Origin of the sequence: Sphingomonas sp. NCPPB 2930, from assembly GCF_042867205.1 — a bacterium.
In the GTDB taxonomy this organism is placed as follows: domain Bacteria; phylum Pseudomonadota; class Alphaproteobacteria; order Sphingomonadales; family Sphingomonadaceae; genus Sphingomonas.
Genome location: NZ_JBHZQU010000007.1, coordinates 119116 through 132011 on the forward strand (window position 1 = coordinate 119116; position 12896 = coordinate 132011).

At 69.4% G+C, this 12896-nt stretch carries 10 protein-coding genes; 6 read left to right on the forward strand and 4 right to left on the reverse strand.

The window, feature by feature from the left end:
- Positions 1-10: 10 nt before the first annotated feature.
- Together ligD and ACFX59_RS10345 are read right to left on the reverse strand one after the other, a co-directional pair.
- Positions 11-2455 carry a DNA ligase D gene (gene ligD, locus ACFX59_RS10340; protein ID WP_387432176.1) on the reverse strand — a complete coding sequence of 815 codons (2445 nt, stop codon included), beginning with the start codon at positions 2453-2455 and terminating at the stop codon, positions 11-13.
- Entirely contained in the window at positions 2448-3335 is an 888-nt protein-coding gene (locus ACFX59_RS10345; protein WP_307102906.1) for a Ku protein, read from the reverse strand. Before ACFX59_RS10345 ends, ligD begins: the two co-directional genes overlap by 8 nt.
- A 96-nt stretch (positions 3336-3431) precedes the next feature.
- On the opposite strand from ACFX59_RS10345, the gene pdxH reads away from it, so the two are divergent.
- From pdxH to ACFX59_RS10360, 3 genes are read left to right on the forward strand one after another with little or no spacing between them, the layout of a single operon-like run.
- Positions 3432-4013, forward strand: coding sequence for a pyridoxamine 5'-phosphate oxidase (gene pdxH / locus ACFX59_RS10350; RefSeq protein ID WP_387432179.1), 582 nt, complete (start codon positions 3432-3434; stop codon positions 4011-4013).
- Positions 4010-4963 carry a cation diffusion facilitator family transporter gene (locus ACFX59_RS10355; protein WP_307102910.1) on the forward strand — a complete coding sequence of 318 codons (954 nt, stop codon included), beginning with the start codon at positions 4010-4012 and terminating at the stop codon, positions 4961-4963. Before pdxH ends, ACFX59_RS10355 begins: the two co-directional genes overlap by 4 nt.
- On the forward strand, positions 4963-5766 hold the full coding sequence (locus ACFX59_RS10360) for a PhzF family phenazine biosynthesis protein (RefSeq protein WP_387432181.1): 804 nt from the start codon (positions 4963-4965) through the stop codon (positions 5764-5766). The genes ACFX59_RS10355 and ACFX59_RS10360 overlap by 1 nt, the downstream gene beginning before the upstream one ends.
- 208 nt (positions 5767-5974) lie before the next feature.
- On the opposite strand, the gene ACFX59_RS10365 is transcribed toward ACFX59_RS10360, so the two are convergent.
- On the reverse strand, positions 5975-9361 hold the full coding sequence (locus ACFX59_RS10365; RefSeq protein WP_387432182.1) for a chromosome segregation SMC family protein: 3387 nt from the start codon (positions 9359-9361) through the stop codon (positions 5975-5977).
- A 228-nt stretch (positions 9362-9589) separates the two neighbouring features.
- Between ACFX59_RS10365 and ACFX59_RS10370 the strand changes: the two genes are divergently transcribed.
- The gene (locus ACFX59_RS10370) at positions 9590-9970 is read left to right on the forward strand and encodes a hypothetical protein (RefSeq protein ID WP_387432183.1); all 381 of its coding nucleotides are present in this window, start codon (positions 9590-9592) and stop codon (positions 9968-9970) included.
- 111 nt (positions 9971-10081) lie between these two features.
- Entirely contained in the window at positions 10082-10507 is a 426-nt protein-coding gene (locus ACFX59_RS10375) for a contact-dependent growth inhibition system immunity protein (protein WP_387432184.1), read from the forward strand.
- A 64-nt stretch (positions 10508-10571) separates the two neighbouring features.
- Here ACFX59_RS10375 and ACFX59_RS10380 read toward each other — a convergent pair whose 3' ends face one another.
- Positions 10572-11849, reverse strand: coding sequence for an NAD(P)/FAD-dependent oxidoreductase (locus ACFX59_RS10380; protein ID WP_387432185.1), 1278 nt, complete (start codon positions 11847-11849; stop codon positions 10572-10574).
- Positions 11850-11882: 33 nt separating this feature from the next.
- On the opposite strand from ACFX59_RS10380, the gene ACFX59_RS10385 reads away from it, so the two are divergent.
- The gene (locus tag ACFX59_RS10385) at positions 11883-12896 is read left to right on the forward strand and encodes a 4-hydroxyproline epimerase (RefSeq protein ID WP_387432186.1); all 1014 of its coding nucleotides are present in this window, start codon (positions 11883-11885) and stop codon (positions 12894-12896) included.

The following is a 12896-nucleotide window of genomic DNA, read 5'->3' on the forward strand; positions in this document are numbered from 1 at the left end:
CAACAGGCGATTAGAGATCGGGCAGGATTTGATCCGCGACCCCCCAGCCGCGCAGGGCCGCGCCGTCGACGCGCGCGACCAGTTCGACGGCGTCGCGGATGGTCCAGCGCGCCGCCCGGTCGATCGCGTCCAGCTCGCGCCACGCCACCGGGGCGGCCACCGGCGCCCCGGCCCGTGCCCGCGCCGAATAGGGCATGACCGCCGTCGCGCCGCGCTGGTTGCGCAGCCAGTCGATGAAGATGCGGCCCTTGCGCTTGGCCTTGGTCATGACCGCGACGAAGCGTCCCGGATCGCTCTGCGCCAGCGCCTTGGCGAAACGCTCGGCAAAGTCCGATACGGCAGGCCACTCGGCATCGGGCGTCAGCGGCACGACGACATGCACGCCCTTGCCCCCCGACAGCATCGCGAAGCTCGTCAGCCCCAGTTCGGCCAGCTGGTCGTGGATATGCACGGCGGCGCGCTTCACATCGTCGAACGACACGCTGGGGTCGGGATCGAGGTCGAAGATCATCCGGTCGGGCTGTTCCAGCGCGGCGATGCCCGCACCCCAGCCATGGAATTCGATCGACCCCATCTGGATACAGGCGCGCAGGCCCTCCGCATCCTCGACATAGAGATAGGGTTCGGTGCCGCCGTCCTTCTCGCGGATCGGCACCGAATGGACCTGCGGCCCGAAACTGCCAGCGTCATGCTTCTGGAAGAAACAGGCCCGCGCGCGGCCTTGCGGACAGCGGACCAGGCTGACCGGCCGCCGCGCGACCCAGGGAAGCATCAGCGGCGCGACGGTGGCGACATAATCGGCCAGATCGCCCTTGGTCAGGTCGCTGTCGGGAAAGATCACCCGGTCGGGATGGGTGATCGTGACCGCGCTTTCGCCCGCCGAGGAAGCGGGGATGGGGGCGGGGCGTTCCTCGACCACCTGATCGGCGGGCTTGTCCTCGCGCAGCCCGATGAAGCTGGGATGGCGGAGCAGGCCATCGGGCGTCGTCTCGGTAAAGGCGATCTCGGCGACCAGATCGGGGCGAACCCATTTGGCCCCCCGCACCATGGCGCGCGGTGCCTCGACGGTCGCGGTCCGGCGGGCGCGGGCGTCGAGCAGACGGCGGAGTTCGTCCATCCGCGCTGCGGTGAAGCCGGTGCCGACCTTGCCGACATAGGTCAGCTTGCCGTCGCGGTTCACGCCCAGCAGCAGCGACTTGAACCCGCGCCGCGCCTTGTCCGAGGGAAGCCAGCCGACAATGACGAATTCCTGCCGCCTCAGGCATTTGGCCTTCAGCCAGTCGCGGCTCCGGCCGCCGGGATAGCGGCTGTCGGCGCGTTTGGAGACGACACCCTCCAGCCCTTCGGCACACAGCCTGTCGAACAGCGCCTCGCCCGAGCCCGTGACATGTTCGGCGAACCGGATCGTCTCTTCGCCATCGGGGACGATCGCGCGCAGCCGCTCCTTGCGCTGGACCAGCGGCAGCTCGGCCATATCCTCGCCATCGAGCGAGAGCAGGTCGAAGGCGAACAGGCTCATCGGTTTGTCGCTGCCGATCGCGTCCTTCAGTGTCGAGAAATCGGGGCGCCCGTCCTTGAACGCGACGATCTCGCCATCGATCAGCGCCGAGGTGACGGGCAGGTCGGCGGCCGCCGCGACGATGCCGGGAAACTTGTCGCTCCAGTCCAGCCCGTTGCGGGTGAACACTTGCGCCTTCCCGCCGCCGACCGCGATCAGCGCGCGATAGCCGTCATATTTGATCTCGTGCAGCCAGCCCTGGCCTGCGGGCACCCGGTCGACCAGCGTGCACAGCGCCGGGGGCTGGAACGCCGGCGGCGCGGCCTTTTTCGTCTTCGTCCGACGCGGGGCGGCCTTCGCCTTTCCGGCGGGCTTTGCCCTGGCCGGTTTCCCCTCGGCGATCTGCGCCATGGTCCGCCCGGTCGACACGCTGGTCAGCGCCTGATCGGTCAGCGTGTCGGTGCCCCCGGCCTGCGCATCGGCGACCTTGCGGAGCAGCCAGTTCTCCCGCTTCTCCCGGCCGCGCGGCTTCATGCGCACCAGCAGCCATTCGCCCTTCATCCGCTCGCCATCGAGGATGAAGTGGAGGTGCCCGTCCTCCAGATCGGCGGCGCTCTTGCCCGCGACCGGCGACCAGGTGCCGCGATCCCACAGCATCACCGTGCCGCCGCCATATTCGCCCGAAGGGATCGTCCCCTCGAAGGTCGCATAGGATAGCGGATGGTCCTCGGTCCTGACCGCCAGTCGTTTCTCGTCCGGGTCCAGGCTCGGCCCGCGCGTCACCGCCCAGCTCTTGAGCACGCCGTCCACCTCCAGCCGGAAGTCCCAGTGGAGCCGCGTCGCGTCGTGCTTCTGCACGATGAAGCTGTTGCCGCTGCCGGGTTCCAGCGTCCCCGCAGGCTCGGCGGTGCGGGTGAAGTCGCGCTTGGCGTTATAGCGGGCGAGCGGATCAGCCATGTTTACGCGCCGGGGCCTTGCGGGCGGGCTTCTTGGCGGGCGCCTTGCGCGTCGTCTTGGCCGGGGCCTTGCGCGGGCGGCTGCGAGTCTCGCCGGTCTCCATCGATTGCTTCAGCGCCGCCATCAGGTCGGCGACATGGCCGCCGGAGCGCGCGGGCGCGTCATCCTCGTCCTCGATGATCTTCCGGCCCTTGGCCTTGCGCTTGCGTTCGATCAGGCGGTGAAGCGCCTCGACATAATGGTCGTGGAACTGCTTGGGGTCGAAGGGGCCGGATTTCTTCTCGATCAGCGCCTCGGCCAGTTCGAGCAGTTCGGCATCGGGCTTGGCATCGCCGATATCGCCGAAAAACCCCTGCGCCTTGTTCACCTCGTCGGCGTAGCGCAGCGTCTCCAGGATCAGCCCGCGTCCGCATGGCCGAAGCGACACGATATATTCGCGGCCTCGCAGCGCCAGCTGGCCGAGCCCGACCTTGCCCGTCCGCTTCAACGCTTCGCGCAGGACGATGAACGCTTCCTCGGCCAGATCGTCGGCGGGGACGACGAAATAGGGGCGTTCGTAATAAAGGACGTTGATCTCGCCCGCATCGACGAAGCGGGTCAGCTCCAGCGTCTTCTTCGACTCCAGCTTGACCGCGTCGATCTCGTCCTGGTCGAGCAGGACATAATCGCCCTTGGCGACCTGATAGCCCTTCACGATGTCGTCGGTGTCGACCGGGCCGATGTCGCTGACGACCTTTTCGTAATGGATCGGCTTGCCGCTGGGTTCGTGGATCTGCTTGAACTGGATGGTCGCGCCGCTTTTGGTCGCGGGATACAGCTCGACCGGGATCGACACGAGGGCGAGGCGGATCTGACCCTGCCAGTAAGCGCGTGCGGGCATTGGGAATTTCTCCGTTGCGTAACGGGACCAATGACGGACCCGGCGTTTCCGTTCCCGACATTGGTTTTCGTCGGCCACAGGCGTATGGACGCGCGCATGGCTGACGATCCCTTTGCCCTGTTCGATGCGTGGTTTGCCGAAGCGCGTGCGAGCGAAATCAACGATTCCAACGCGATGGCGCTGGCGACGGTCGATGCGCGCCTTCAGCCCTCGGTCCGCATGGTCCTGCTGAAGGGGCATGATGCCCGCGGATTCGTGTTCTACACCAATCGCGAGAGCCGCAAGGCGCAGGATCTGGGCGAGGGCAGCCGGGCCGCGCTGCTGTTCCACTGGAAGTCGCTGCGCCGCCAGGTCCGGATCGAGGGCATGGTCGCCCGCGTCTCCGATGCGGAATCGGATGCCTATTTCGCCAGCCGGGGCCGCGACTCGCAACTCGGCGCCTGGGCGTCGGACCAGTCGCGCCCGCTCGCCGACCGCGCGACGTTCGAGGCGCGGTTCGAGGCCGTGCGCGCCCGGTTCGAGGGCGGCGAGGTGCCCCGGCCGCCGCATTGGGGTGGATACCGCGTGTCCCCCGAGCGGATCGAATTCTGGCTCGACCGCGAACACCGGCTGCACGAGCGCCGCGTCTTCACCCGCACGCCCGAGAATGGCTGGGACGAAGGGTTGCTGTTCCCGTGACCCAGGACGAACGCAAGAAGGTCATTCCGCTGGCGACCAAGGCGGCGCTGGCCAGCGTCGCGATGGCGCTGTTCCTGCTGGCTCTGAAGGGCTTTGCCGCGTGGCGGACGGGGTCGGTCGCGATGCTGGGGTCGCTGGCCGACACCGCGCTCGACCTGCTGGCCAGCCTGGTCACGCTGTACGGCGTCCGGCTGGCGGCGACCCCGGCCGACCATGACCACCGTTTCGGCCATGGCAAGGCGGAGGCGCTGGCGGCGCTGTTCCAGGTCGCGCTGATCACCGCCTCGGCGGCGGGCATCGCGTGGCGCGCGGTGATGGCGCTGGGCGCGGACAATCCCACCTCCGACGCCGAGTTCGGCATCGGCGTGTCGGTCATCGCGATTGCCGCGACCGTGGTGCTGCTCGGCTATCAGCGCAGCGTCATCCGTCGCACCGGATCGGTCGCGATCCTGGCGGACAATGTCCATTACCAGTCGGACGTTCTGCTCAACGGATCGGTGATCGTCGCGATGGTGCTGGACCAGTATTTCGGCTGGCACGGCGCGGACCCGATCTTCGGCATCGCCATCGCGCTGTGGCTGGCCTGGGGCGCGTTCCAGGCGTCCTCGACCGCGATCGACCAGCTGATGGACAAGGAATGGCCCGACGACCAGCGCGCCGCGTTCCTGGACGTCGCCGCGCGTCAGCCGGGGCTGAAGGGCATTCACGACTTCCGCACCCGCCGCTCCGGAAGCCACGACTTCGCGCAATTCCATATGGAGGTGGCGCGCGACCTGACCGTCGCCGCCGCGCATGACATTGTCGAGGGGGTCGAACGCGCGCTGCGCCGGGCCTTCCCCAAGGTCGAGGTGCTGATCCATCTCGATCCCGAAGGCCATGTCGACACCGACAATCCGCTGGTCGAGGCGGACGTGACCCCGCACTGGTTCGGCAAGCGGATCGGCTATTGATGCGCATCCCCTTCACTCAGGTCGATGCCTTTGCCGAGGCGGCGTTCGGCGGCAATCCGGCGGCGGTGATGATGCTGTCGGAGTGGCTGGACGACGCCACGCTGCTGGCGATCGCGCAGGAGAACAACCTGTCCGAAACCGCCTTCCTGGTGGCGGCCGACGGTGCGGCGGCGGATTTCGAGCTGCGCTGGTTCACGCCGGGCGACGAGGTCGAGATGTGCGGCCACGCCACGCTGGCGAGCGGGCATGTCGTACTGTCCTCCGATACGACGCGCGAGCGGGTGCGCTTCGCGACCCGCCATGCCGGGGTGCTGGAGGTAGCGCGCGACGGGCTGGGCTACAGCCTGTCGCTGCCCGAGCGGACGCCGGTGCCTGCGGCGTTGCCGGGCGTGGTCGAGGCGCTGGGCGTCGGGGGCGTGGTCGCGACGCTGCGCCATCCGGCGGGCTATGCGGTGGTCGTTGTCGACGATGCGGCGCGGGTGCGGGCCTGTACGCCCGACTTCGCGGCGCTGGCGGCGGCGGGCCGCTACGTCGTGATCCTGACCGCGCGCGGCGGGGCGGGTGAGGCGGATGTGGTCAGCCGCGTCTTCGTACCGGCCTTCGCCATCGATGAAGACCCGGTGACGGGCGCGGCGCATGCGGTGATCACGCCCTATTGGACGCAGGAGCTGGGCGTCGAGGCGTTCGCGGCCGAACAGGCCAGCGCGCGGGGCGGGCGGCTGATGTGCCGGATGGTCGGCGACCGGGTCGTGCTCGGCGGTCGCTGCGTGACGGTGATCGAGGGGACGTTCCTACTGCCGTAAGCGGTGGGCGTGGGCTTCGACTTCGCTCAGCCTGAACGGGGTTCCGTTCCCCGGCGAAGGCCGGGGCCCAGGCTCCACCAAGTCTGTGGCGCGCCACCCGATGCGGGGGAGGCCAATGCTCGGCGCCTTCGATGACATATAGCAACTGGACCCCGGCCTTCGCCGGGGAACGGGTGTAATTCGCCGGATCGCCGCTTCGAAGCGGGCCTCACTCCGCCGCCAGCAACGTCTCCGCCGCCTGCAAATCCACCGACACCAGCCGGCTGACCCCGCGTTCGATCATCGTCACGCCGAACAGCCGGTGCATCCGGCTCATCGTCACCGCATTGTGCGTCACGATCAGATAGCGCGTGTCCGTCTCGCGCGTCATCCGGTCGAGCAGCCCGCAGAAACGGTCGATATTGGCGTCGTCCAGCGGCGCGTCGACCTCGTCCAGCACGCAGATCGGCGCGGGGTTGGTCAGGAACAGCCCGAAGATCAGCGCCACCGCCGTCAGCGCCTGTTCGCCTCCCGACAACAGGGTCAGCGACTGGAGCCGCTTGCCCGGCGGCTGCGCCATGATCTCCAGCCCCGCCTCCAGCGGATCGTCCGAATCGACCAGCGCCAGATGCGCCGAGCCGCCGTCGAACAGTGTCGCGAACAGCGTCTGGAAATGCCCGTTGACCGCCTCGAACGCCTCGAGCAGCCGCTGCCGCCCCTCGCGGTTGAGCAGCCCGATCGAACCGCGCAGCCGCGCCACCGCCTGGACCAGATCCTCGCGCTCCGCCGCGCTCGCCGCGCCGCTGGCCTCGAGTTCGGCCAGTTCCTGTTCGGCGACGAGGTTGACCGGACCGATCCGCTCGCGATCGGCGGACAGCTTCTCATGCGCGGCCCCCTCGGCCTGGGGCGAGCCGACGCCCGTGCTCTCGAACCCCAGCTTCTCCGGCAGGACCGGCGCGGGGCAGGCGAAGCGCTCGCCCGAGACGCGGCCCAGCTCGACCCGGCGCAATTCGTGATTCTCGACCCGCGCCAGCGCGCCAGCCCGCGCTTCCCGCGCCGCCGACAGCAGGGCGTTGGCCCCGGCATGCGCGGCCTCCGCCGCGCGCAGCGCGCGTTCGGCTTCGGCTTCTTCCGCCTGGGTCCGCTCCGCCTCCGCCTTGGCGGCGTCATGCGCGGCGGCGAGCGTGGCGATCTCCTCGGCCAGCTGCGCCGGACGATCGGCGATGGCGGCGGTATCGCGGTCCAGCGTGGCGGCGCGGGCATCCATCTCGGCGATCCGCCCCGCCGCCTGACCCGCGCGCTGTTCCCAGCCCTGTGCCTCGGCAATGGCGGCGGCCAGCCGGTCGCGGGTCTGCGCCAGGCTGCGTTCCAGCGTAGTCCGCTCCGACCGCGCCAGCGCCACCGCCGAGCGGGCGAGCTGCGTCTCGGTCTGGAGCCGCGCCGTCTCCGCCGCGCTCGCGCTGCCGTCGGGCAGGGCGGCGAGCGCGGCGGCGGCGCGGTCGCATTCGATCGCCGCCTCGTCCATCTCGTTGGCGATCCGTTCGGCGCGGATGGCGAGATCGGCGCGCTGTCCGGACAGGCGCTCGATCTGCGCCTGCGCCCGGTCCTCGGCCCGCTGCGCCTCGCGATGCGCGGCCTCGGCCTGGGCGAGCAGCGTGCGGGCGCTGGCGGCGGCACCCCGTGCACGCGCGATCCGCTCGTCGATCGTGACGCGCGCGGCGGTGGCGGCGGCGACCGCGCTTTCGGCCGCCGGACGCTCCGCCTCCAGCTTCGCCAGCCGGTTGCGGCGTTCCATCCGCTCCGCCGCCGCCGCGCCGCCGCCCTCGCCGACGTAGCCGTCCCAGCGCCGCAGCCGCCCCTCGCGCGTGACCAGCCGCTGGCCGACGCGGAGCGGCTGGCCCGAATCCGCCTCGACCAGGAAGATCTGCGACAGCCGCCGCGCCAGCGTCTCGGGCGCCTGGATCCGCGCGCCCAGCGGCAGCGTGCCGACCGGGGCGGGGGGATCGTCCTCGGCGATGGGCGATCCCTGCCAGTCGACCAAAGGCGTATCCAGCTCGTCGCCCAGCGCCGCCGCCAGCGCGCGCTCGAACCCCGGATCGGCCTGCACCTCGTCGAGCAGCCGGTCGCCGCCCTTGCGCTCGGTCGCGCGGGTCAGCGCGGTCATCTCGGCCTCCAGCGCGGCGAGCGCGGCGATCGCCTGCGCGCGCGCTGCCTCGGCGGGATCGCGTTCGGCGGTGGCCATCGCCTCGCTCTCCTCGGCCCATTGCGAGGCGGCGCGCGCCTTGTCGGCATCGGTGCGCGCGGCGGCCTGGGCGGCGATGGCGGCGTCGCGCACCGCCTCCTGCCCGGCCAGGTCGGGCAGCGCCTCGATCGCGGCGGCGACTCCGCGCGCCTCGCGCTCGGCGCGTTCGTGGCGCGCCCGCGCGGAGGTCAGCCCGGCCTCGGCGATGCGACGTTCGGCGGCTTCGGCGGCCTGGGCGGACAGGGCCCGCGCCAGCGCCACCTCGGCATCGCGATTCTTGCTCTCCGCCTCGGCCAGCAGCGTGTCGAGCCGGGGCATGGCCTGGGTCGCATGGGCAATGCGCGCGTCCAGATCCTCGCGCTCGTCGGTCAGCCGTTGGATGGCGGCGGCGGCGTCATGCGCCAGCGCATCCTCGCGCGCGCGGTCCTCGCCGACACGGGTGCGCGAGGATGCCAGTTCCTCGATCCGGCGTTGCAGCCCGTGACGCTGGTCGCGGGCGCGGGACAGGGCATGGCCCGCCTCGCTCAACGCATCGCGCGCCGCCAGTGCGGCGGCACGGGTCCGCGCGGCCAGCGCCACCGCCTGCTCCTGCGCCCCGGCGGCGACCCGCTCGGCCTGCGTCGTCTCGGTCACGCGGCGTTCGGCGGCGTCGGCCTCGATCCGGGCGGCCGCGGCGGCATCGGCGGCGTCGCGCCAGCGGGCGAAGATCATCCGCGCCTCGGCCATGCGGATCTGGTCGGAGATCAGGCGATAGCGCTCCGCCGCGCGCGCCTGTCGCCGCAGGGTCGCGATGCGGGCATCCTGGTCGGCGATCGCCTCGTCCAGCCGGGTGAGATTGGCCTCGGTCGCGCGCAGCTTGGCCTCCGCATCGCGGCGGCGGACGTGGAGCCCGGCGATCCCGGCGGCTTCCTCCAGCATCGCGCGGCGCTCGGCGGGCTTGGCGGCGATGACCGCGCCGATCCGGTTCTGGCTGACGAGCGCGGGCGAATGCGCGCCGGTCGCGGCATCGGCGAACAGCAGCGCCACGTCCTTGGCGCGCACGTCGCGCCCGTCGATCCGGTATGCCGAGCCCGCGCCGCGTTCGATCCGGCGGACGATCTCGGTCTCCTCGCCCTCGCGCTCGGCCAGGATCGTGACCTCGGCGAAGTCGCGCGGCGGGCGGCTGGCGGTGCCCGCGAAGATGACGTCTTCCATCCCCGCGCCGCGCATCGACCGCGCACTGTTTTCCCCCATCGTCCAGCGCAGCGCCTCGAGCAGGTTCGACTTGCCGCAGCCATTGGGCCCGACAACGCCGGTCAGCCCCGGTTCGATGACCAGATCGGCCGGATCGACGAAGCTCTTGAAACCCGAAATGCGAAGCCGCTTGATCTGCACGGACCCGGTCGCCGCTCCCCCCGATGCGCTGTGGTTAACCGATAGCGGATGGGGGCGGGATGTCGAGGGGGGAGGCGTGGTCGGGATAGTCGCGGCGTGGTTGGGATTTCCTTGCACGGAATGGGGGATGTCGCCCACTTTCGGGCATTCAGCGGCTTGAGGTGCTTGCTCCACTTCGGTCGTTCGTTCAGTCTTCTGGCCTTCCGTGCAGCGAAGGATGCGAAGACGATGGTACGGCTGATTATTGCTGGCGTGCTGCTTTCTTTCTGCTCTGCCTTGTTGGGTTGGAAAGCCCAAAATTTTCGGAACGCTCAATCCTGCAAGTATATGGTTGGAAAAATTCCGACCTATGAAGGCTATATTAGCCGCTTACCTATGGCGGAAGGTAATATACCTCCATTTGCGATAGCAGAGATTTATCGTTGCTGGGCAGCGTATCCCGGGCAAACCATGATGCGGCCGCTGAAGATTGAAGAGGCGAGGCGGCTCACTGCATCAACATACCTGCTTGCGTTCGGTATTTGGGGAGTGTCGGACTATTCTCTCTTGTTCGAAGTGGACAAGTCCGGGAGGGTTCGACGTGCTTATCAATATCCATACACGCTATAACGGAACAGCTTTTCGTTTCGCACAGACAGACGTCTCGTGTTGCCCGCTCTCAAAAGCTGCCGTTCCGCGTTCGCCCACTTGCCGACATTCTATAGGTTGATACGCTACCCTATGCCCTTGGTGAGCGAAACGAACGTCTGCCTCACGCTTGAACAGTTGGAGGGTGTGATTTGGGATGAGCCGGATCAGGAGGACACCCCCATGGTGCAGCGGATTCATGCAATCCGAAAAAAGCCTATTGGTAGTCTAACTGATGAGGAGTTGCGGTTAGCCGTCAGACAGCGTGTAGGAATACCTTTCATTCTCGACGTAGCTTTCCAGCGTTTGAGCGACGACCCACTGCTTGACGCGGACTGCTATCCCGGTGACCTTCTGTCCGCCTTGATCAGGGCCAAGGATGAGCTTTGGGTCGAGCGCACTCACCTCCGTTCCCAACTTGTAGACCTGTATGCCTACGCGATGGCGCAGCCCCGCGACGCGACCGCTTCCTTTCGAGAGAGCTTGGGCCTGCCGCCAAGTGATCGGCCGACAAACTGATCCGGGCCGCTTGTGCTCTTCCCACCCATTTCCGTCATTCGCGCCGGTGCATGTCGTTTCCGGATCACCCGAACCGCGCCAATCCGAACGGTTCCAGAGGCGCGGGTGACGTCTTTCCGTCCAGCATCGCCGTCACCAGCTCGCCGGTAATCGGCGCAAGCGTCAGCCCCAGATGGTTGTGCCCGAAGGCATAGGACACGCCCGTCGTTCCCGGCACCCGCCCGATCGCGGGCAAATAGTCCGGCAGGGTCGGCCGCGCGCCCATCCAGGGTTTGGCGTCCTCGCCGATCGGCAGACCCAGCGCGGTGATGTGGTGGCGCAGGCGGTTCCACTTGGCGGGGTCTGGTCTGGCCTGGGCGCGGGCGAACTCGACGATGCTGGCGGCGCGCAGGCCACCGGCGAAGCGGGTAACGATCATCGAGCGGTCCTCGAACACCACCGGGGGCAGGTCGGCGGGCCAGTCGACCGCCGGGCCGGTCTGGAGGTGATAGCCGCGCTCGGCGATGATCGGGGCCTTGAGCCGGAACGGACGGAGCAGCGCCGCGCTCGCCAGGCCCGCCGTCACGACGATCTGCGCTGCCGACAGGCGGCGGCCGTCTTCGAGCCGCGCCTCGCCGTCGCCGACCGCCGCCACGCGTCCCACGATGCGCGTGCCGCCGTCCGCCAGGAAGCGGGCGAGGGTGGCCTCGGCAAGATGGGTCGGGTCGGCGATCTGGCCGCTCCCCTCGAAGCGGATGCCGCCCGCGAGCGGGGCGTGGACGCGGGTGTGCCAGTCCTGCAACTCCGCCTCGGTCAGGGCGCGGAAGCGCGCGGTGCCGGTATCCGCCGCCTGCCACCCGGCAAGCCCGCGCGCGGCGCTTTCGGGGGTTTCCCACAGCACGACATGACCGTCCTCGCGCAGCAGCTCGGGCGCGCCCAGCGCCGCGACATGACGCCGCCAGGCGGGCATGGCCTGTGCCAGCAGAGCGGCAAGCGCGCCATGCGCCCGCCGATAGCGATCCGCCCGCGCCGCGCCCAGCAACCGCAGCGCGAAGGGCAGCCAGGTCGCGATCTCGCGCGGGGGCAGCGCCAGCGCGCCGCCGCGAAAGAACAGCCGTCTGGCAAAGCCGCGCACCATCGCGGGCGAGGCGATCGGCTCGGCCTGCTCGGTCGCGATATGGCCTGCATTGCCCCAGGAGGCGGCGCGCGGGGTGTCCTCCGCCTCGACCAGCGTCACCGCCCATCCGGCCCGTTGCAGCGCCAGCGCGGTGGTGGTGCCGATGACGCCGCCCCCGACGATCAGGGCGGTGCGATCTTGCGGGGCGGCGGCGTGATTTTCGGGCTTGGGCATAAGTCGGGTCATATCGTATACGGATTTCCTAGCAAGGGAATCCCGATGACGTCACCGACCATCCGCCACACCTTTTTCTGTATCGACGGCCATACTGCGGGCAATCCGGTCCGGCTGGTCGCGGGCGGTGCGCCGCTGCTGCGCGGGAGCAGCATGGCCGAGCGGCGGCTGGACTTTCTGGAGCGCTTCGACTGGATCCGCACCGGCCTGTGCTTCGAGCCGCGCGGGCATGACATGATGTCGGGCGGCTTCCTCTATCCGCCGTGCGAGCCCGACAGCGACGCGGCGATCCTGTTCATCGAGACGAGCGGCTGCCTGCCCATGTGCGGGCACGGCACGATCGGCATGATCACCTTCGGCCTGGAAAACGGCCTCATCACCCCGCGCGAGCCGGGCAGGCTGAAGGTCGAGGTGCCGGCGGGGACCATCCATATCGAATATGAGAAGGAAGGCGCCAAGGTCACGGCGGTCCGCATCCGCAACGTCCCCGCCTATCTGGCGGCCGAGGGCATCGAAATCGACGTGCCGGGCTTCGGCCCGCTGACGCTGGATGTCGCCTATGGGGGCAACTATTACGCCATCGTCGAGCCGCAGGGGGCCTATACCGGGCTGGACGATCTGGGCGCGTCGAAGCTGGTCGAGCTGAGCCGGACGATCCGCGAACTGGTGCGCGAGAAGTTCGAGCCGGTTCATCCGCTCGAACCCTCGATCCGGGGGGTCAGCCATGTGCTCTGGGCGGACAAGCCCTCGGCCGAGGATGCCGATGGGCGCAACGCGGTCTTCTATGGCGAACGCGCGATCGACCGGAGCCCGTGCGGCACCGGCACCTCGGCGCGGTTGGCGCATCTGGCGGCCAAGGGGCGCTTGCGCGTCGGCGACCGCTTCGTCCACGAAAGCTATATCCGCAGCCGCTTCATCGGCCGGGTCGAGGAAGCGACCGAACTGGGCGGGCAGGCGGCGATCGTGCCGTCGATCCAGGGCTCGGCGATCGCGACCGGGTTCAACACGATCTGGATCGATCGCGAGGACCCGTTCTGGGCCGGGTTCACCGTCGTCTGA